18 protein-coding genes and 1 pseudogene are annotated in these 20,164 nt (G+C 38.6%); 15 read left to right on the top strand and 4 right to left on the bottom strand.

Annotated features, from left to right (window positions below; genetic code table 11):
- The first annotated feature begins 49 nt into the window (after positions 1–49).
- The 3 genes from Q0064_RS00280 (at position 50) to accD (ending at position 4,821) form a co-directional block, all read left to right on the top strand.
- Positions 50–2,764 carry a TonB-dependent receptor gene (locus Q0064_RS00280; protein ID WP_298142535.1) on the top strand — a complete coding sequence of 905 codons (2,715 nt, stop codon included), beginning with the start codon at positions 50–52 and terminating at the stop codon, positions 2,762–2,764.
- A 113-nt stretch (positions 2,765–2,877) separates the two neighbouring features.
- The gene (gene fbaA, locus Q0064_RS00275) at positions 2,878–3,948 is read left to right on the top strand and encodes a class II fructose-bisphosphate aldolase (protein ID WP_298142532.1); all 1,071 of its coding nucleotides are present in this window, start codon (positions 2,878–2,880) and stop codon (positions 3,946–3,948) included.
- Positions 3,949–3,966: 18 nt separating this feature from the next.
- Complete coding sequence (accD, locus tag Q0064_RS00270; protein ID WP_298142529.1) at positions 3,967–4,821, top strand: acetyl-CoA carboxylase, carboxyltransferase subunit beta; 855 nt, start codon at positions 3,967–3,969, stop codon at positions 4,819–4,821.
- Between the two features lie 367 nt (positions 4,822–5,188).
- On the opposite strand, the gene Q0064_RS00265 is transcribed toward accD, so the two are convergent.
- The 3 genes from Q0064_RS00265 to Q0064_RS00260 all read right to left on the bottom strand — a co-directional run bounded on the left by Q0064_RS00265 (position 5,189) and on the right by Q0064_RS00260 (position 7,160).
- Positions 5,189–5,569 (bottom strand): dihydrofolate reductase family protein, encoded by a 381-nt coding sequence (locus tag Q0064_RS00265; RefSeq protein WP_366094505.1) that lies wholly within the window; start codon positions 5,567–5,569, stop codon positions 5,189–5,191.
- Positions 5,569–5,751 (bottom strand): hypothetical protein, encoded by a 183-nt coding sequence (locus tag Q0064_RS14705; RefSeq protein WP_366094503.1) that lies wholly within the window; start codon positions 5,749–5,751, stop codon positions 5,569–5,571. The genes Q0064_RS00265 and Q0064_RS14705 overlap by 1 nt, the downstream gene beginning before the upstream one ends.
- A gap of 185 nt (positions 5,752–5,936) precedes the next feature.
- On the bottom strand, positions 5,937–7,160 hold the full coding sequence (locus tag Q0064_RS00260; RefSeq protein WP_298142526.1) for a T9SS type A sorting domain-containing protein: 1,224 nt from the start codon (positions 7,158–7,160) through the stop codon (positions 5,937–5,939).
- 271 nt (positions 7,161–7,431) lie between these two features.
- On the opposite strand from Q0064_RS00260, the gene Q0064_RS00255 reads away from it, so the two are divergent.
- The 12 genes and pseudogenes from Q0064_RS00255 to Q0064_RS00200 all read left to right on the top strand — a co-directional run bounded on the left by Q0064_RS00255 (position 7,432) and on the right by Q0064_RS00200 (position 19,763).
- Positions 7,432–8,991: a serine hydrolase gene (locus Q0064_RS00255; protein WP_298142523.1), complete on the top strand. Its 1,560-nt coding sequence runs from the start codon at positions 7,432–7,434 to the stop codon at positions 8,989–8,991.
- A gap of 154 nt (positions 8,992–9,145) precedes the next feature.
- Complete coding sequence (locus Q0064_RS00250; RefSeq protein WP_298142520.1) at positions 9,146–9,943, top strand: DUF1080 domain-containing protein; 798 nt, start codon at positions 9,146–9,148, stop codon at positions 9,941–9,943.
- A gap of 166 nt (positions 9,944–10,109) precedes the next feature.
- Entirely contained in the window at positions 10,110–10,505 is a 396-nt protein-coding gene (locus tag Q0064_RS00245; RefSeq protein ID WP_298142516.1) for a hypothetical protein, read from the top strand.
- 20 nt (positions 10,506–10,525) lie between these two features.
- Entirely contained in the window at positions 10,526–11,584 is a 1,059-nt protein-coding gene (locus tag Q0064_RS00240; protein WP_298142512.1) for a T9SS type A sorting domain-containing protein, read from the top strand.
- A 1-nt stretch (position 11,585) separates the two neighbouring features.
- Positions 11,586–12,311, top strand: coding sequence for a hypothetical protein (locus Q0064_RS00235; RefSeq protein WP_298142509.1), 726 nt, complete (start codon positions 11,586–11,588; stop codon positions 12,309–12,311).
- A 90-nt stretch (positions 12,312–12,401) separates the two neighbouring features.
- Positions 12,402–13,118 carry a hypothetical protein gene (locus Q0064_RS00230; protein WP_298142506.1) on the top strand — a complete coding sequence of 239 codons (717 nt, stop codon included), beginning with the start codon at positions 12,402–12,404 and terminating at the stop codon, positions 13,116–13,118.
- Positions 13,119–13,219: 101 nt separating this feature from the next.
- On the top strand, positions 13,220–14,959 hold the full coding sequence (locus Q0064_RS00225; protein ID WP_298142503.1) for a histidine kinase: 1,740 nt from the start codon (positions 13,220–13,222) through the stop codon (positions 14,957–14,959).
- A gap of 6 nt (positions 14,960–14,965) precedes the next feature.
- Complete coding sequence (locus Q0064_RS00220; protein ID WP_298142499.1) at positions 14,966–15,709, top strand: LytTR family DNA-binding domain-containing protein; 744 nt, start codon at positions 14,966–14,968, stop codon at positions 15,707–15,709.
- 75 nt (positions 15,710–15,784) lie between these two features.
- Positions 15,785–16,579, top strand: a pseudogene (locus tag Q0064_RS00215) (SDR family oxidoreductase).
- Positions 16,580–17,089: 510 nt separating this feature from the next.
- Entirely contained in the window at positions 17,090–18,145 is a 1,056-nt protein-coding gene (gene rlmN / locus Q0064_RS00210) for a 23S rRNA (adenine(2503)-C(2))-methyltransferase RlmN (protein WP_298142496.1), read from the top strand.
- A 29-nt stretch (positions 18,146–18,174) separates the two neighbouring features.
- A complete protein-coding gene (locus Q0064_RS00205; protein WP_298142493.1) occupies positions 18,175–19,152 on the top strand; it encodes a polyprenyl synthetase family protein in 978 nt (325 codons plus the stop codon).
- Positions 19,149–19,763, top strand: a complete 615-nt coding sequence (locus Q0064_RS00200; protein WP_298142491.1) for a thioredoxin family protein — start codon at positions 19,149–19,151, stop codon at positions 19,761–19,763. The genes Q0064_RS00205 and Q0064_RS00200 overlap by 4 nt, the downstream gene beginning before the upstream one ends.
- Before the next feature lie 128 nt (positions 19,764–19,891).
- On the opposite strand, the gene Q0064_RS00195 is transcribed toward Q0064_RS00200, so the two are convergent.
- Positions 19,892–20,161: an STAS-like domain-containing protein gene (locus Q0064_RS00195; protein WP_298142488.1), complete on the bottom strand. Its 270-nt coding sequence runs from the start codon at positions 20,159–20,161 to the stop codon at positions 19,892–19,894.
- Between the last annotated feature and the right edge of the window lie 3 nt (positions 20,162–20,164).

Here is a 20,164-nt window from a genome sequence, read left to right as displayed (position 1 = left end):
CTATAATTCGTTTATATCTTAAATAAGAATTTCTGTAACATATATAGTATTGATTTTTAATTTCTTAATCTTCAAAAAAAGGTATCAATTTACCCACAGCATTCTAATCCTTGCGATTTTCTCGCTCGGATTTGTTTCTTATGCCCAGTCTTCAAAAACCCTCATTGGCACCGTAACCGACAGTTTAAACCAACCCCTCGAAAACGCCAACGTCTTAGCTAAATCGCTAACCGAGAAGCCTGCCATTAAATTCGCCATTGCCGATAATAAAGGACGTTTTAAAATCGAATTAGAAACCGGCGTTCCTTACGATGTCTCCGTTTCCTACATGGGTTACAAAGAACAAATCATAAAACTCGATGGCATTTCCTATCCTGAAAGCCTGAATTTTAAACTCCAAGGAACGGGCGAAACTCTCAAAGAAGTAGTCATAAACTACGACTATAAGCCCATAGTTGTTAAGAAAGATACACTTATCTACGACGTTAAAGCCTTTGCCAACGGTAACGAACGTAAAATGCGCGAAGTTCTCGAAAAACTACCCGGCGTTGAAGTCGATAAAAACGGAAACGTAACCGTACAAGGCAAACGCGTTACCCAAATGCTAGTCGAAAATAAATCCTTTTTCGGCGGCGGAAGCAAACTCGCCGTGGAAAACATACCTGCCGACGCACTCGATAAAATTGAAGTTATCGATCACTTCAACCAAGTTGGTGCACTCAAACAAGTTTCCGACAGCGACGAACTTGCTATGAACGTAAAACTCAAAGAAGACAAGAAAAAATTCGTTTTTGGCGATCTCGAAGCCGCTTCTTCCGTTGGCAGTAAAACCAACTACAACTTGCTTCACGCCGGACTCTTTTATTACAGCCCGAAAATGAACCTTAGCTTTATTGGCGATAATAACAACATCGGCAAAAGCACATTAAGTTTTGAAGATCTTATGCGATTTCAAGGCGGCGTAAGTACCTTTCTGAGCAACAAACCAACACTCACAAATCTGTACGACTTCACAAACGAAAACACCGATGTCATTGAAAATAAATCGCAATTCGCTGCTGTAAATTATAGTTTTCAAGCAACCGACAAATTGGATATCAGTGGTTTCGGAATATTCTCTAAAACATTTTTAGCCGCACAATCAACAACAAACAACCAATATCTAAAAAACGACTCTTTAACTTTTGAAAATCTGCTGCAAAAAAATAGCACAACCAACACCTTAGGTTTACTCAATGCGAAATTGGATTACTCGCCTTCCAAAAAAGAAAAATGGTACTACAACATCCACGCTGATGCGTCGCAAAACAACAACCAAAATACCCTCAATTCGCAAACCAATTTAGCAAACACGAACTTTTTGACATTGGCCGATGCCGATAACGCTTCCGTCAAACAATTTGTCGAATGGCATAAAAATTACAACGATAAAAATACAAGCACAGTTGTTCTAAATCACACTTACGAAAAAACAACGCCACAAACTAATTGGTTTACGAACGATCAATTTCTTCAAGGTTTAATTCCTTTGGAAACCGATGCAAATTATCACATCAATCAAATTAAAAAACAAACCAATAACAACATCGATTTACTTTTCAAACATTATCACATCTTCAACAATTTCAATCACTTATATACTATTTTTGGGAACACCTATACTAACGCTTCATTTACCACAGCCGAAAAACAACGGCTAACCAACGGCACGATCAACGACTTTTCCTCGGCTAATTTTGGAAATAACATTACCTACCAACTCAACGAAGCCAAAATTGGTCTTGAATACAAATTCAAAATCGGGAAACTAACAGGAAGACCTGCCTTGTTTTGGCATCATTTTACGCTGCAAACCGAACAAGAAAGCGGGAAACAACAGCTAACCAAAGCGCTGCCGCAGCCACAACTAAACCTAACCTACGATTTCAATACAGCCGAATCGCTTAGTGGTAATTACAGCCTGCGAAATACGTTTGCCGATGTAACGCAATTTGCCGATAGATTCGTGCTCCAAAATTACAACGCAGTATTTAAAGGTAACGCACTTCTTAATAATGAGCGTTTTCATAACGCAACGGTTATCTATACCAAAATGAGTATGTATCGCGGTTTGTTTCTAAATGCAGTTGCGTCTTTTAATAAAAAAGTTCGAACGCTCCGAAACGAAGTACAACTGCAAGGAATCAATCAGTTTACAACACCTGTTCTCAACGATAACCCTGAAACAAACTACCGATTGTCGGGCTCGATTTCCAAAAAAATATACAAATTCACGGTAAAAGCCAACGCGGCGTTCTCGTGGTTTAATTATTTACAAGAACTCAACGCTATTGAAACCGAAAATCAAAGAAACAATCAAATACTTGGTCTGTCGATACGCACTTCAAACAAAAAATGGCCCGTGATCGAAGTGGGATACAGCAAAACGTTTAGTCAGTTTTCAGGAATCACACGCGCCGACTTCTTCTCAGACACATGGAACGGCTCGTTTGAACACACCTTTTTGAAAAATTTTATCTTTAACTTCGATTACGAATACCTCCAAAACACAAATAATACCGGACAACGTAACGCTTTCGAGTTAGCAAATACTTCCCTTCGCTACCAAAGAAAAAATAAGGCATTTAGTTACGAAATCAAAGCCAACAACCTGTTCAATATTCAATCCAAATTCTCCTACAATTTCTCCGACTTTATGATTAGCGAAAATGAAGTCTTTGTACTGCCACGAATTGTCATGCTTTCGATTAGCTATAAGTTGTAAATTATTCGAAATCATTGTTGGTTTGTAGCTTCGGCACATTTTCGGCATCCCAACATCTGCCATTCGATTCGGTTTTCTTACTTTTGTAACCTTAATTTAAAAAGACCTGAATAATGGCGCACAACATTAAAGCTGGCGTAGCTACCGGAGATGAAGTTCAAGCAATTTTTAAGCTTGCAAAAGAAAAAAACTTTGCCTTACCTGCAGTAAACGTAGTAGGTTCCAGTACCATAAACGGCGTACTTGAAACAGCTGCGAAGTTAAAAGCACCCGTAATTATTCAGTTTTCAAACGGAGGCGCCCAGTTTAACGCCGGAAAAGGCCTCAAAAACGAAAACGAAAAGTCGGCAATCGCCGGAGCAATCGCTGGAGCTTTACACATACAGACGCTCGCCGAAGCTTACGGAGCAACCGTAATTCTTCACACCGATCACTGTGCGAAAAAACTCCTTCCTTGGATCGACGGACTCCTAGATGCCAGCGAAAAACACTTCGCCGCTACTGGAAAACCGCTTTTCAGCTCACACATGATCGATCTTTCTGAAGAACCACTTCACGAAAACATCGAAATCTGTAAAGAATACCTAGCTCGCATGAGCAAAATGAATATGACGCTCGAAATCGAACTCGGAATTACCGGTGGCGAAGAAGACGGCGTTGATAATTCAGACGTAGATAGCTCTAAACTTTATACGCAACCTGAAGAAGTAGCTTACGCCTACGAAGAACTGATGAAAGTGAGTCCGCGTTTTACCATTGCAGCCGCTTTCGGAAACGTACACGGCGTGTATAAACCAGGAAACGTAAAACTGACACCGAAAATCTTAAAAAATTCGCAAGATTACGTGCAGCATAAATTCAATACCGGTCACAATCCTGTTGATTTTGTATTCCACGGCGGTTCGGGTTCAACACTCGAAGAAATCCGCGAAGGAATTAGCTACGGCGTGGTAAAAATGAATATCGATACCGATTTGCAATTCGCTTACACTGAAGGAATTCGCGATTACATGGTTAACAACATCGATTATTTGAAAACGCAAATCGGTAACCCGACCGGCGACGATGCTCCAAACAAAAAACACTACGATCCACGTAAATGGGTTCGCGAAGGCGAAGTAACTTTCATCAAACGTTTGGAAGAAGCATTTGCCGACTTAAATAACGTAAACACCCTCGCTTAATTCTAAAATTCTCGTCTTATGGCATGGTTTAAAAGAACAGAAAAGGGAATTCAAACGCCTACAGAAGATAAAAAAGACGTTCCGAAAGGACTTTGGTACAAATCGCCTACCGGAAAAATTATCGACGCCGATGAACTCGCTCGCAACTTATACGTAAGCCCCGAAGACGGCTTTCACGTGCGTATCGGAAGTAAAGAATATTTCGAAATATTGTTCGATAACAACGAGTTTAAAGAACTCGATCCGAAAATGACTTCTAAAGATCCGCTGCACTTTTTCGATACAAAAAAATATTCCGACCGACTCAAAGACGCGCAGGAAAAAACCAAATTGAAAGACGCCGTTCGTACTGCCGTTGGTAAGTCGAAAGGTAAAGATTTGGTGGTTTGCTGTATGGATTTTGCCTTCATCGGAGGTTCGATGGGTGCCGTAGTGGGCGAAAAAATTGCCCGCGGTATCGATTACGCCATCAAAAATCGTTTGCCGTTTGTGATGATTTCCAAATCGGGTGGCGCACGTATGATGGAAGCCGCGTATTCGTTGATGCAGCTTGCCAAAACGTCGGCCAAATTGGCACAGTTGGCCGAAGCACAATTGCCGTATATCTCGCTGTGTACCGACCCAACTACCGGCGGAACTACCGCTTCGTACGCGATGTTGGGCGACGTGAATATCGCCGAGCCGGGAGCCTTAATCGGTTTTGCGGGTCCGCGTGTAGTAAAAGACACCACCGGAAAAGATTTACCCGAAGGTTTCCAAACGTCGGAATTCCTACTCGAGCACGGTTTCCTCGATTTCATCGTTCAAAGAAAGGAACTCAAAAACAAAATCAACCTTTTCATTGATTTAATTCAAAATCAAGAAATTAGATAAAAACGATCGGCTCTTCGGAGTCGATTTTTTTTTTGCACAAACTTTTCCATTTTTAAAACCTTCTTTAAATTCTTGGGCGTTCCCTGCACTTTTTTCCGGCAGGCCTAGGGGCACAGCCGCAAAAAACCGCCGGTCAGGCCATTCGCTATATCCCAAAAACCCAAACCCGCTCCCACCCCGTTTTTGGGGATGCCGCTGCTGTCCTTAACGCGAAAGAAGTGCTTGAACGATGCGTTCCCGAAAATCAAAATTGAAGAATAAAGATTGTAGTTTAGTAAAATATCGGCTGAACAAAACGTAGGTAAAAAGAGACGGAGCTGTTTTCAAACCAGGGATGTTGTGGAAATAAAAATCGAATAGATAGGCTCTATCGTCGAATACGCTTGTAATGCAATTGCACCAATCCTGTGTCGAAGCTCTTTGCAGACGCACATTGAAGTAATTCCTCGGGGATCGATTCAGAGAATAGCTTTTTTCCCGTTCCCAATAAAATGGGTATAATTGAAATCGTCATTTCATCTATCAATTTATGTTTGAGCAATTGTTGGATAATGCTTGCACCGCCATCGCAATAGATGTTTTTTCCCGGCTGACTTTTTAGTGTATTAACCAACTCTGGTAAATCGCCGTTATAAAATTCAATCGTTCCTTTATTAGGTCTAAGAGATTGTGTAATCACGTAGGTTTTTTTGTCTTTATGCGGAAACTCGCACTGTTGGGTTATCCAATCGTAGGTTTTCCTCCCCATCAACACGATGTCAATCGTAGAATAAAGTTTTGGTACCCATAATCTTCGCCAGGTTTCTCCACTAAGGATAAAAACGACAAGTCGTTGTTAGGTTTGGCGATATACCCATCGAGGCTCATGGCGATGTAAACTACGAGTTTTCTGCCTTCATTCCTAAATTCATTGTTAACCTTCGTACTCATTTGTAAAGCCGTTTCATAGTTTCACTGGAGGCATTGCGCTCTTTTTCGCTAGATGTAATACTACAGGGAGAAATTAATTAAATTCCGAATATCAAATCGAATTTTTTTCAGACCTGCAAGCCCAATAAAATTGGGATCTTGCTTAGCATAAATACGCTTCATTTAATTGACATCATTGAATAAAATTAGTTTATAATCACCTTGGCGCTGTGTATTAATCCATTTTCAAGAATAAAGTTTGCTATATAGTTTCCTTTCTTATCGAAATAAATTGTTCCCGTGCGACTCTCATTTTTTTGCTGATGTACCAATCGCCCAGCTAAGTCGTAAAGCACAATTTCTTTTACTTTCAATGCGCATTCAAAATGTATTTTATCGGTCGCTGGTATTGGGTAAATGACCATATTTACTTTTTCAATTCCCTGATTGGGCAGACCTAGGCTATTGTCAATTCTGGCAAAAAGCCCTTGCTCTGTGGCTAAATATACCGTGTTGCCAAACTCTGCAATTCCGTAGCAGTAATATTCCAAAAGTTCATTAGACGTTCCCCAAGAGCTAGAGATCGGTAAACTATTGGATCTTTTTTGTAAATGAGTGTAGTTAATTCCGTTGTCGTCGTTGAACAAGAGCGATAACACATAGATAGATTGCATTCCTGCATAAATGATGCGGTTGTTCCCGTTAACCAGTCCTATCGCATCGGAGTTCCAAGTTTGCGTAAAATCATCACTGCGTAATAGCGCATTTCCACGCGTTACATAGACGGTATTGGAGTTTGTTTTGATCACATCATCGGCAATAAAACCGGGTGCAAGCGCACCAAAATAATAATGTACATTCCAACTAAGCTGATTGGGACTGAAGGAATAAAAAGTTCCATTTCCTCCAGCAAAAGCATATAAAATGTTGTTGATCGATGCTATTTTGCTCACATTGTACGAAAATGTGGGTAAATTATAATTGATGTTTTGCCAATTAGTGTTTCCCTTTTTATAAATGCCTGCTCCAAATGTGGACAGATACAACTCACTATTGTGGACGGTAAATGAAGAAACCGCAATTCCACTTAAAGATTGACTCCAAGTAGTATTGGAAGTTAAATTTTTTTGAAACACCCCATTAAAGAAAGTACCCAGATAAAGTGTGTTGTTAAAAACTTCGATGGCTGTTGGGGTAATAAGGTCGTCAGTAATTACCTCTGCTTGCCAAGCTATCCCATCAGTGCTTGTGTACAGCATATTTTCGGATGCTGTGTATATTTTTCCTTCAATCACTTTAATACACGTAAACTCAGTTTCAGGCAATGCTACTATCCTTGTCCACTCCTGCGCAGATACAGCTGGGCTGGTAAAAAATGCTAACATTACAAATACAAATTTACTAGCAAGTTTAATAATCACGGTTCTCATGGTAATCCATTTAAAATTCGGGTCAAAAGTAGAAGCCGTTCATTTTTACATTAGAACACAATGTAATGAAAGTGCTTTTTTTTTGAATGAATCGTCTTTTAAGCTTGCGAATGACTATAAATTGAATAACTGGAAAGAAACGAGTGCCCTTATTAAAATTCGATAATACACTTTTAAGACACCTTTTCGCACTTTCATGACATTTTCTACCTACCTGTAGGCTACGATGACTTTACATTAGTACTGTATTTTATTTTTTACAGTAGCAATAATGAAAAGATCTCCATCAAAATACTCGACATATAAAACGGTGCTTTTATTAATCTTGATATTGTTTTACAACGATGTAAACGCGCAAACTAAAAACACATTTATTAAAGATAGCCTAGACTCGTATATCAATGAGGCTATGAAAATGTGGAATATACCAGGCGTAGCAGTAGCCATTACCAAAGACGATGTGCTGGTTTATTCAAAAGGATTTGGCGTCGCGAATGTGGATACAGGCAGTAAAGTAGATGAAAACACACTGTTTCCCATTTGGTCTATGGGAAAATCATTTACCGCCTTTTCTTTGGCGCTTTTGGAACAAAGAAATCAACTGAAACTCGACGATTTAGTGAAACATCATTTTCAAAATTTTAAAATGGAAAATAAAGATTATGAAAATGAGCTTAACCTCATTGATTTGCTAGCACATCGAATAGGTGTTGAAACGTTTCAGGGAGATTTTCTTTGGTCAGAATCGCGACTAACTACAACCCAATTATTAGAAAAATGGTCGAATTTTAAACCTAGATATCCTATTCGATCGGGTTTTCAATATAGCAACTATGGGTATCTCATCGCTGGAGAAGTTCTTGAAAAAGTTAGCAAAAAAACATGGCAATCTTTCCTTACTGCTGAGGTTTTGAAACCCTTAGCAATGAATAGAGGTACTCTTTTTACCGAAGACTTAAAAACAAATAAAAATGTGGCAAGAGGCCATTCTAAAAGAAAAGGCACTGTTAAGTCGATGAAAGCGGGGCAAGATTCGCGAATTGAACCATTTGGTGGCATGTACTCATCAGTAAACGAAATGATAGTTTGGATACAACTTCAATTAGACAAAGGCATAATCAAGGGAAAGAGAATTTTTGCTGAAAGTATTTTTGATCGCGTGCAAAAACCTTACAACAGTATTGGTAAAATGTACTTACCCGACGGAAGTAATCCACATGTTAATTATTGCTTAGGTTGGGAAACTCGCGATTACTTTGGAAAAGAAGTAATAACTCATGGAGGTGCGTATCATGGGTTTCTTACCATGATGGGGTTTGTACCCCAAGAAAAGTTGGGTTTTGTGATTCTAACCAATTCTGATGCGCATGAACTGACAGAAGCACTCAAATGGCAAATTGTTGACGCCTATATAAACAAACCTTTTAAAAATCACGCACAAAGTATGTTCGAATTTACCCAAGCAGAAGAGATTCGTCGCGAACAATGGTTGCAAGTAATGTCGGATAGTGTAGCCCTAAAAATAAAAACTAAAATCCCATTAAAACGATTCGAAGGTTACTATCAAAATAAGATATATGGAATTATTCAGGTAAAATTGATCGGAGCTGATACGCTGCAATTGCAGTTTGAACATCATCCTTCGTTAACCGCTACTTTAAAACATATAAGCGACAACCGGTTTTTCTGCACATATTCTAATCAGATGTTTGGAGAAGTGGTCATTCCCTTTGAAGAAAAGAACAGTAAAATCGTAAGTTTTGAACTCTCCGTTGATCCTCTAGTTGAGTTTACAACGTATCAATTCATAAAGTTTAAGGAAGGTTCGTAAGGATACCCTCAACTTACAACATTTCAGACGCGATTTCTATCAAAATATTTTTTCCTCAAAACCAAAGAGCTAACCTCTTCGATACAAGGTCGATAGCTTTTCTTTAACGACATGTCATACCTTATTAATTGTCTGTATTAGTGTTACATTAATTATGAATCCACTATTTCCAACCATTTTCCCTGCTTCATTACTATTATTCTTCCTTGCCCACACAAATCCGAATAGAGCTAAAAAACATCACTCGCTTATAGCCATAGAAAAGATGTCGGAAAAAAAATTTATATCCATTTTTGATGGAAAAACCTTAAATCAATGGGAAGGGGATTCGACCTACTGGCGGGTAGAGGAGGGCGCTATCACTGGAGAGGTGAAACCCAATAATTTGCTACAAAACAATTCTTTTATCATTTGGAAAGGTGGAGCGCCAGCTGACTTTGAATTGAAAGGGGAATTCAAAATTAGTGCTAACGGTAATTCGGGTATAAACTACCGAAGCGAAAGAGTTGCTGAGCTGCCATATGCTTTGCGCGGATATCAAGCCGACCTAGACGGGCAAAATGTGTACACAGGTCAAAATTATGAGGAAAGAAAGCGTACCACACTCGCCTTTATTGGACAAAAAACAACTATTAATCCCTGTTTTGGACCTTCAGCTCTGGTTGACTTAAGAACGAAAATTCAAAATAATTCATGGACGTGTGTCACTGTAACGGACTCCCTTGGTGCTCCCGAATTATTAAAGCAATCCATTAAATCCAACAAGTGGAACCGATTTCATTTGATTATAAAAGGAAATCGATTACTCCATTACGTCAATGGAATCTTGTTTAGTGATGTAACTGATAATGATGTTCTAAATAGAGCTCATAAAGGCTTGTTGGGGATGCAAGTTCATGTTGGTCCTGCAATGAAAGTTCAATTTAAAAACCTGTATTTAAAGGAATTATAGATTTATTTAAGCAAAATTCCCCTTTGCTTTTTGAAATCACTAGGTTTTATTCTCGCTCATTGCGCTTTACTTCGCTTTCATTACATTATGGAAATCCAAAAGTAAGAGACGCTCTACCTTTGTTTCGTTAATTATGTTTCAATCATCAATCAAAATCAAAAAAAAAATGAAAAAACTAGTAACCATCGGTATTTACTTTATTATCGCATTGTTAGCAAATACAAAGATCTTAGCACAAAGTAATACCGATCAATGCACGATTTCAAATTGCTCTAAAGAAACTTCTCGAATTATAAAAAATCGAGCCGAAATCCATAAAAAGGTATTCTATGTCGAAGGAGAATACAATTCAGAAATAAAAATAGAGCTTCGAGCATCGCACGATACTTCTTTGCTTGTCGCTGTTTATGACAGTAATGGGAAAATTGTCGTTGAAAAAGTAATAGCTCAAAAAGGCTACCATACCATTCAATTTGATACTACTGCCTTTGAAGTGTATCAAGTAATCATTGAATCAACAAGTGAGGTGGATTTCGTTTTAGAAAAAAGAAATTTTATTTAAAAATTAATTTTTATTTTATAATGAGAACAAAATTAATCCACTTGTTTTTTATAACTCAGTTTTCAACATTCTTCGGGCAAATTATTATTGAAAATAATCAAGTTATGCCTATTGGCATGAATCATGACATCAATTTTTCATCACTTTTTATTCAAAACGAGACTCTTTTTACAGACGATATTCCATCGGGACCTAATGCGATCTGGAATTATTCAAATTTGCCTTTTGAATTTAGCAGAAATATGAAAGTTGTGTCTCCCAACAATGCTCCATTTGGTCCCAATTTTTCAGCCAATCGAGTCGTTTTGATGAACAATGGGGAGATAGATTCACAATATCTTCAATTTTCTAATAATGACATAAGAGACATGGGGCGTTTTAATGGTACGGGTATAAAATCAACAAAATTTCCCGGGGAAGTTTTATTAAAATTTCCAGCTACTTATGAACAATTTGAACAAAGCACATTTGAAGATAAAATTAAGTTTTATGTTGGAATGCCTTTGGCGACTAGTTATGTAGTAGACTCCGTGCGAACTGTATCTACTATAGAACTCACTTATTTAATTGACGGATGGGGAACTGTAACAACGCCCTCAGGTTCATTTCAAGCTTTAAGACAACAAGTGTATAAAGCGACGACCTCAGTATCGGATTTTTTGAGAGCAGACACTAATGAGTGGGTTCTAGGGGCCGAAATCGACACTTTTGCCGATAGATATTTTGTATTCTGGACAAATACGCAATGCTTCCCTGTTCTCCAATTGAGAGATATCGGTGACACTGGCGTAATTAATGACGTTTATTGGTTGGCTAATCCTACATTATCTAATACTGATTTTGAGTCCCATAACTTTACTGTAGTTCCTAATCCCTTTACAGAGAAATTTAACATCAACATTGGGAGTTTTCAAGAAGCAGAAGTAGATATTTTTGAAACTTATGGGCGAAAGGTAAAATCTATCATCCTGCGAGGAGGAGAAACTCAAATTAATATGAGTGAACTTTCAGCAGGGATGTACTTGGTAAAAATTAAAATCAATTCGAAAGAACAAACTATTAAAGTAATAAAAAAGTGACATGGAGCAAGAAATTCTAAGCCGTTTACAACAAGTTGAAAAACGTTTTAAAAGGCTTCAACTCATCTTTTCGGTCTTTTTACTACTAACGATAGGAAGTCTCATCACCTATGGATTTGCTACACCCAAAACATTCAATATCATACGCGCTAAAGGGATTGTAATTGAGGATCAAAATGGAAAAGACCGAATTCTTATAGGGGCACCAATTCCCTTTTCTAAAGATCGCGTACGAACAGATACTACCAAAGTCAGACAGTATTGGGGCAAGTCTTTTGAAGATATGGAAAACCAATATATGGAGTGGTATAAAAAGTATAAACACAGTGCTGAAGGAATTGTAATTATGAATGAAGAAGGTTTCGACCGAGTGCTTTTGGGCGATAAATTATCCGATCCCAACACGGGACAACGTATGTTTGAACCCGCGGGCATACTTTGGAACGACAAACAAGGTTGGGAGCTCGGCGGTGCCGGAGTAAATACGACCAAAGACGGTAAATCAAGATCAATTATGGGTGTGGATAGCAAAGATGGTGAGGCAGTTCATCTGGTAGCACTAGAAGACGGCACCAATGCTCTAGTTATCAATGGCGAAAATGGTCGATTACTCATTGGTACATCCAAGAAAAATGGAAATTGGTTTAAAAGTAAAGAGGCTTTTGCAGGAATAAAATATTTTGATACTGAAGGAAAACTGGTTTGGGAGCAAAAAATGAGACATTAAATCGAGGGACATTGCCCTAGCTGTGTTTTTAAGGCGCACTGAAACTTATAATTTAGTTAACCAGAAAGTAAAAAGTTCTAGTTGTACAAAATGGAAGAAATAAAGAATGGATTTAAAAAAAGTAAAACATGGGAAAATATTATCCTTTACACCATATTTATAGGTATTGCATTATTGGGTATTATTTACGGAAATAGCATTAAAAACGAGTACCAGTCTTTAAGAATTTGGGATTATGAAAACCTTCTTTGGCTATGTTTGGGAATTCCGTTTCTCTTTCTTTTGCAAAAAGCGGGAATACCCAATTTTTGGGCTGGAAATATAAGCACCGAGCATAAAGTTGTCGTTCCCGTAATGATTGGAATCTTCTTTGGAATTTTGGATGTCCTTGTTTGGAAGTTTATCCTGCATCCCGAGCCATATGAAGAATTACCACCGTTTTTGCAGCCATTTCCCTACTCGCTACTTTTATTTTTTTCGGGGGCCTTCGAGATCGAAGTCTTTTACAGGCTCATTCCATTAACTTGTATTTTACTTTTAGGGCAATGGTTTGTTAAAGGGAAATACAATACATACTTTTTCTACATAGCTGTGTTCCTTACCTCCGTACGAGAGCCTTTAGAACAATTGCCAAATGAGAGTTTTATTTTGGTTTTGTATTCATTCCTCAGTGGTTTTATAATGAATGCATTGCAAGCCATTTATTTCAAAAAAGCAGGATTCCTGGCGTCATTGTTCCTAAGACTTGGCCATTACTTAATTTGGCACATAGTTCTAGGCATTTATGTTGAATGGTTTGAGTTGTAAATTTAAAATTTATGGAAAAATACTGTAAAACACTCATTAAGAATGCTTTATAGAATTAGCCGAAATAATCTAACTTTAATCCTTAGGAAATTTGATATAAAATGCGCTTACAGAAAATAGTTCTACTACTTGCCCTTGTATCTTTCGGCTATACAGCGGCACAAATTCGTAAAGGAGACGCGTTTAGAAATAAAATAGACTCTTTGAACAGGGTTGCATTCGATAATCCTTTATCAGTTATAAAAATAGCCGACCAAATGCTGATAACGGCTCAAAAAAAGAAGCGAATTATCGACTATTCGTTATTGCTTCAAGTAAAAGGAATCGCCGAAACATCGCTCGGAAATAATTCAAAAGCGTTAAAACTTCAAATGGAGTCGTACCGAATATTTGATTCTATTAAGCAAAATGAGGGAAAGATTTTCGCCTTAATAAACTTAGCAGCTGTACAACTCAATTTAGATCAAGGCAAAATAGCTATTGAGTACTTAAATAAAGCGCTCTCAATCACTCCTCGTGACGATTACAACAGTTTAAAAACGATTTATTCTAACCTAGGAGTCGCCAATGATTACGAGGGAAATCATCAAATTGCGTTGAACTGTTACAACAAGGCTATTCCTTTATTAGAAAAGGTACAAGACAACAATGGCTTGTCTTTAGTATATCACAATAGGGCGGTTATCTACGAAATCTTAAAGGATATTCCCAACGCTATTGTTAGCGAATTAAAAGCATTTGAATACCAGAAAAAGTCGAAAAGTTTGAATAGTTTGGCAATTATTGCACTCAACCTCGGTTCCTTATATGCTGAAACTGGCGATTTTATAAAAGCGGAACACTACATCTCCATGGGAGGTAAAGCCTCACTGGAGTCCAGTTCACCTTATAATATAGAAGAAAGCTATTTAGCCAAAGCGCGTCTCGCCAAAGCAAAAAAAGATTATAAACAAGAAGCAGGCTTACTGCGGGAATTGATTGATTTTAAAGACTCTATTCGCCAAACGGAGAATATGAAAATCAATTCTGAATTAGAGAAAAACTTTAAACTGAATCTAAAAAACACCGAAATTGAACTTTTAAAAACCCAAAAAAAGTTGGATCAATCCAAACTGGAAACGATAAATAACACACGGCTCGCATTGCTGATCATCACGCTATTTCTTGGAGTTATTGTTTTTATTTTGTTTCGAAATTACAAGCTAAAGCAAAAAGCAAATTTGCTTCTTAGTTATCAAAAACAAGAGCTAGAAGAGCAAAACCTCAAGCTTGAAAATGAAAATATTTTGAGTCAGTTTGAAACTTTAAAGAATCAAATTAGTCCACATTTTTTATTCAACTCACTCAATGCTCTCTCTTCTTTAATCAAATCGAACCCTAATGAAGCAGTAGAGTTTACAACTGTTTTTTCCAAACTTTTTCGTAATACTTTGCAACTGAAGGATCATCATTTGATAACCCTAAAAGAAGAACTAGAACATGTAGAGACGTACATTAAGTTACAACAAATTCGATTTGGAGCTAATTTGATTTTCTCTGTAAAGCTAGATACCCAATTCACCTCCCGCTATCTGCCGCCGTTTGCCCTTCAAATGGTTATTGAAAACGCCATTAAACACAATACGATCTCGCAAACACAACCTTTAGAGATTTTGATAACGACTGAAAATGAACATGTAGTTATATCGAATACACTTCAACTCAGAAAAATTGTGGAAGATTCAACCCGAACCGGAATCAATAACATTATTTCTCGTTACAAGTATATCACTACATCCATTCCCAGTTTCCAAAAAACGGAACAACAGTTTATAGTTCACCTCCCACTGATCAAAGAATAAATGCATATGAAAGTAGTAATCATTGAAGACGAGAAGCTGGCCGCCGACAAATTAATCGAGATGCTACACCATGAAGATAACACAATTCAAGTGGCGGCTGTAATCGACAATGTGGTCGATGCCGTGCAATGGCTCGCGCAAAATAATGTCGACTTAATTTTTCTAGACATCCATTTAGGAGATGACAGCAGTTTTAGGATTTTTGATAAAGTAAACATAACTACCCAAATAGTTGTTACCACAGCTTATAACCAATATGCCATTCAAGCCTTTAAATTGAATAGTATAGATTATCTCTTGAAACCATTTTCGCAAGAAGAATTGAATTTTGCCCTCAATAAGTTTAGAACTTTGAAGGCAGACATCCCCGATTATCGGTCTATTTTTGAAACTATTCAACAGCAAAAAAGTTACCAAGAACGTTTTATGGTTGTAAGCGGACAAAAGATTAAAAGCATACTTACGCAGGATATTGCCTATTTTTTGTCGGAAGGTAGATACGCTAAATTAGTGACACATACCAACGAAAAATATTTAATCGATCAATCGCTTGAAAATATATTCTCCAAAATCGATCCAAATCTTTTTTTTCGTGTGAATCGACAAGCCATAGTTGGCTTTAAAAGTATTCAACAAATGATTATTTGGTCTAAAAGTAGGGTGAAATTAGAATTGAAACCCACTCCCGAAGAAGACATAATAGTTAGCATCGATAAATCGGGAGACTTTAAAAAGTGGCTGAATAGGTAAAATAATTGATTTACAGATTCATTATTACGTTTTTACTTTCTTGTAAACTCGTGATATTTTTTAACGTTGTGATTTATGAGACTGAAAGATAAAATAACTTTAATAACTGGCGCTGCTCGAGGAATAGGTGAAGCGACAGCGGCACTCTTTAAAAAGGAAGGAGCGATTGTAATTGTTTCAGATATTCGTGATGATCTTGGTAGCTCTGTAGTAAACAATTTAAAAGAGAACTCTGAGTATATTCATTTAGACGTGGGAAATGAAAAAGATTGGCTCAAAGCAACCGAATACATATCAAATAAATACGGAAAACTTGATGTTTTGGTCAATAACGCAGGAATTACAGGTTTTGAAGAATCTTTTGGACCATAGGATGCCGAATTTTCAGACCTAAAATCATGGGATGAAATTCATCGGATAAATGCAACCGGAGTAATGCTTGGTTGTAAATATGCAATCAAGCTCATGAAAAATAATGGGGGAAGTATTGTTAATATTTCTTCCAGAAGTGGTTTGGTTGGCGTGGCAAACGCTGTAGCCTATGCTTCTAGTAAGGCAGCGGTAAGAAATCACACGAAAAGTGTAGCTTTATATTGTGCAGAGAAAGGATATAAAATCAGATGTAATAGTGTACATCCTGCTGCAATTCTAACTCCAATGTGGGATATGATACTTGGTATTGGACAAGAGAGAGAACAAATAATCAAAGAAATAGAAGCTTCAATTCCCTTGAAACAGTTTGGTATGCCAATGGATGTTGCTTATGCAATTTTGTATTTGGCAAGCGATGAAAGCAAATACGTAACAGGTATTGAATTGACTATTGACGGTGGTATTCTAGCAGGAAGTGAGACGAAGGCAATAAAATAGTTTCATTAAAAGTATTTCGATAACCACCTGCTTGTCAGTTTTTTGTGTTTATACAATACCTAGTACAGCTTACCTAAAGCAAACAAAATGCTTTTGGTTGTTATATGTCGGGAATTGGAGATATTGCTATTAAACTTTTAGATAGCAAACCAAAACTCATTGTCTCCAAATAATCTCCCTTTATTTCAACTTTTTCTAACCTTTTTTAAAGAACCATATTAATCACCTCTTCCCCAACGCACTCTTCCGCGTAAGCGATTGAAGTGAAAATACCGTGCTGGTGGTGCGTTGTTTTTTGTGCTTCGGGGTGGCGACCAGCGGAAGCCGAACCGCAGCATACAAAAAACACGCAACAACAAACGGTATTGCAACGGAAAGCGCGACGGCGGCCATCACCTATTTTCATTGACGAACAATCGAGCCGCCGGTACGCCCAAAAACTACGCTCGCAAAACAATCAAAAACGACTGAAGCAATTGTTTTCAATACGGGCTTTAGTACCTTTGCATTATGGAAGTAACCAAGAAAGATATTCGTGCGTTGAGCAAAGAACAGTTGCGCGATTTCTTTATCCAATCCGGCGATCAAGGGTTCCGCGGCAATCAAGTGTACGAATGGCTGTGGAAAAAAGGTGCACACGATTTCGACGACATGACCAACCTTTCCAAACAAACCCGCGCCTTACTTCAACAACATTTTGAAATTCGCCACATTAACGTCGACCAAATGCAACGGAGCGACGACGGCACCGTGAAAAATGCCGTTCGCTTACACGATGGTTTGATTGTTGAATCGGTACTCATACCCACCGAAACCCGAACTACGGCATGCGTATCAAGCCAAGTTGGCTGTAGCCTCGATTGCAATTTTTGCGCAACCGCCCGACTAAAACGCATGCGCAACCTGAACGCCGACGAGATTTTCGATCAAGTAAAGGCCATCGATACCGAGAGCCGCGCGTACTACAACCGTCCGCTTTCCAACATCGTTTTTATGGGTATGGGCGAACCACTCATGAATTACAACAACGTTTTGGTGGCGATCGACCGTATTACGTCCGACGAAGGCTTGGGAATGTCGCCCAAACGCATTACCGTTTCTACATCGGGAATTTCGAAAATGATTCGCAAAATGGCCGACGACGGTGTGAAATTTAAACTCGCCGTTTCGTTGCACGCCGCCATCGAAGACATTCGAAACGAAATTATGCCGTTTACTAAGAACTTTCCGCTCACCGAACTCAAACAAGCCTTGGCGTACTGGTACCAAAAAACCAAAAGTCGGGTTACTTACGAATACGTGGTTTGGAAGGGAATTAACGATCATAAACAAGCCATCGATGCGTTGGTGCAATTTTGCAAATACGTGCCGTGCAAAGTGAACTTAATTGAATACAACGCCATAGACGACGAGCGCTTTCAACAAGCCGATGAAAAAGCCATAAACGCCTACATCGCAGCACTCGAAGCCAACAGTATTGTTGTAAAAGTACGCAGAAGTCGCGGTAAAGATATCGACGCCGCCTGCGGACAATTAGCAAATAAAGAGCAAAGCATTAACACCTGATTAGCGGTTGACTACCTAACTTTGTAACTATGAAAATTACTGAGCAGATCAAGCAGCCAATACAGGCAGAAATGGAACGCTTTGAGTCGAAGTTCCACGAATCGATGACTTCAAAAGTTGCCCTGCTCAACCGCATTACCTACTACATTGTAAATCGGAAAGGCAAGCAAATGCGCCCCATGTTTGTTTTCCTTTGCGCCAAATTGCTCAACAACGGCTCGGTAAACGAACGAACCTATCGCGGAGCCGCCGTTATCGAACTCATTCACACCGCAACGCTCGTTCACGACGACGTTGTTGACGATTCGAACAAACGCCGCGGATTTTTCTCGATAAACGCCTTGTGGAAAAATAAAATTGCCGTTTTGGTAGGCGATTATCTGTTGTCGAAAGGTTTGCTGCTTTCTATTGATAATGGCGATTTCGACTTGCTAAAAATTATTTCGGTTGCTGTACGCGAAATGAGTGAAGGCGAACTTTTGCAAATTGAAAAAGCCCGCCGTCTCGACATTACCGAAGACGTTTATTACGAAATCATTCGCAAAAAAACGGCAACACTTGTGGCGTCGTGCTGTGCTTTGGGAGCGCAATCGGTGAGTCAAGACGATGCGTTGGTGGCGCAAATGCGTTTATTTGGGGAATATATTGGCATGGCTTTTCAAATCAAAGACGATTTGTTTGATTACAGCGACGAAGCCATTGGCAAACCCACCGGAATTGATATCAAGGAGCAGAAAATGACTTTGCCGCTGATTCATGTGCTGAATACTGTCGATAAAAAGTCGAAGGATTGGGTGATTAATTCCATCAAGAATCACAATAAAAACAAACAACGGGTTAAAGAGGTAATTGCTTTTGTGAAAGAGAAAAATGGTTTGGCATACGCCGAAAATAAAATGCTGGAATATCAGCAAAAAGCGCTCGATATTCTAAGTTCCTTTCCACAAAACGAATACCGCGATGCGTTGCAACTGATGGTAAACTACGTTATAGATCGAAAAATATGAAGTTTTTTAGCACACCGCCTGCTTTGGTTCAGGACGCCTTATCCAAATCGTATTCTTATGCCGAGTACCGGAAATTAGTATCCGATTTAATTGCCGAAGGGAAAAGTACGGGACCAAAACAATCGGCCGATTTGCTGCAATACAGCGAACTCAACGAAGCACGAATGTCGCGACTCGACAAAACTTCTGAAGTCTATCCGGAAATTGCCGCACAGCTCGAAAAACTTCCGCACCGCCAAACCTGGATTGCCATTACTGAAGGTTGGTGTGGCGATGCTGCTCAAATCTTGCCTTACATTCATAAAATGGCTGAGCTTGCTCCAAACGTAACCTTTAAGTGTGTGCTTCGCGATGAAAATCCGGAATTTATGGATTATTTCCTTACGGGAGAAGCGCGTTCGATTCCGCGAATTGTGGTAACCGACACCGATACCTTTGAAGTGTACGCCGCTTACGGACCGCGCCCGTTCGAAGCTGCTGAAATCGTTCGTCAGTATCGCGACAAATACGGCGTAATCGACGAAAAGTTAAAAATTCACCTGCAGAAATGGTATAACAAAGACGCTGGAATGCTGATTCAAAGGGAGTTTTTGAGTTTGGTGAAGTTGTAAAGCGAGATAAATGACAAAAAATCTTTGTTAGATTAGCTGAAAAGGGAATTCTTTGTTTCGAAATCAAGTCAATCTCATTCGCTAAAAAACAGTCACCGTAAAAGTCTCGAAAATTTAATTTGGCTCGCTTACAAAGCTGATATGATTACTCTTTGAACAAAATCATTTGTATTTAGAAAAGTAATTTTCTTTCTAAAAACATCGATATCAACAGTTTCTCTAAGTTTTCTGAAACATTCATCAGCAAATGAATTGGTAACAACCTCAACACCTTTAAAGTCAAGAAACACCTTTTCATTTGAATTAATTTTTTCGATAATGGACATACGAACTTGCGCTCCTAAATCTCTTGTTCCGAGACTTGAGCCAATATCTCCAACTTGGATAGTTACATTCATGAT

Source organism: Flavobacterium sp. (assembly GCF_027490375.1).
Taxonomy (GTDB): domain Bacteria; phylum Bacteroidota; class Bacteroidia; order Flavobacteriales; family Flavobacteriaceae; genus Flavobacterium.
Note: the sequence above shows the minus strand (reverse complement) of the source record. Positions and strands in the feature narration are given on the sequence as shown.

Excerpts from the sequence above, each read along its gene's own strand:
- fbaA (WP_298142532.1), top strand. The coding sequence starts at position 2,878 with ATGGCGCACAACATTAAAGCTGGCGTAGCTACCGGAGATGAAGTTCAA.
- accD (WP_298142529.1), top strand. The coding sequence starts at position 3,967 with ATGGCATGGTTTAAAAGAACAGAAAAGGGAATTCAAACGCCTACAGAA.
- Q0064_RS00265 (WP_366094505.1), bottom strand. The coding sequence starts at position 5,569 with ATGGGGAGGAAAACCTACGATTGGATAACCCAACAGTGCGAGTTTCCG.
- Q0064_RS14705 (WP_366094503.1), bottom strand. The coding sequence starts at position 5,751 with ATGAGTACGAAGGTTAACAATGAATTTAGGAATGAAGGCAGAAAACTC.
- Q0064_RS00260 (WP_298142526.1), bottom strand. The coding sequence starts at position 7,160 with ATGAGAACCGTGATTATTAAACTTGCTAGTAAATTTGTATTTGTAATG.
- Q0064_RS00255 (WP_298142523.1), top strand. The coding sequence starts at position 7,432 with ATGAAAAGATCTCCATCAAAATACTCGACATATAAAACGGTGCTTTTA.
- Q0064_RS00250 (WP_298142520.1), top strand. The coding sequence starts at position 9,146 with ATGAATCCACTATTTCCAACCATTTTCCCTGCTTCATTACTATTATTC.
- Q0064_RS00245 (WP_298142516.1), top strand. The coding sequence starts at position 10,110 with ATGAAAAAACTAGTAACCATCGGTATTTACTTTATTATCGCATTGTTA.
- Q0064_RS00240 (WP_298142512.1), top strand. The coding sequence starts at position 10,526 with ATGAGAACAAAATTAATCCACTTGTTTTTTATAACTCAGTTTTCAACA.
- Q0064_RS00235 (WP_298142509.1), top strand. The coding sequence starts at position 11,586 with ATGGAGCAAGAAATTCTAAGCCGTTTACAACAAGTTGAAAAACGTTTT.
- Q0064_RS00230 (WP_298142506.1), top strand. The coding sequence starts at position 12,402 with ATGGAAGAAATAAAGAATGGATTTAAAAAAAGTAAAACATGGGAAAAT.
- Q0064_RS00225 (WP_298142503.1), top strand. The coding sequence starts at position 13,220 with ATGCGCTTACAGAAAATAGTTCTACTACTTGCCCTTGTATCTTTCGGC.
- Q0064_RS00220 (WP_298142499.1), top strand. The coding sequence starts at position 14,966 with ATGAAAGTAGTAATCATTGAAGACGAGAAGCTGGCCGCCGACAAATTA.
- rlmN (WP_298142496.1), top strand. The coding sequence starts at position 17,090 with ATGGAAGTAACCAAGAAAGATATTCGTGCGTTGAGCAAAGAACAGTTG.
- Q0064_RS00205 (WP_298142493.1), top strand. The coding sequence starts at position 18,175 with ATGAAAATTACTGAGCAGATCAAGCAGCCAATACAGGCAGAAATGGAA.
- Q0064_RS00200 (WP_298142491.1), top strand. The coding sequence starts at position 19,149 with ATGAAGTTTTTTAGCACACCGCCTGCTTTGGTTCAGGACGCCTTATCC.
- Q0064_RS00195 (WP_298142488.1), bottom strand. The coding sequence starts at position 20,161 with ATGAATGTAACTATCCAAGTTGGAGATATTGGCTCAAGTCTCGGAACA.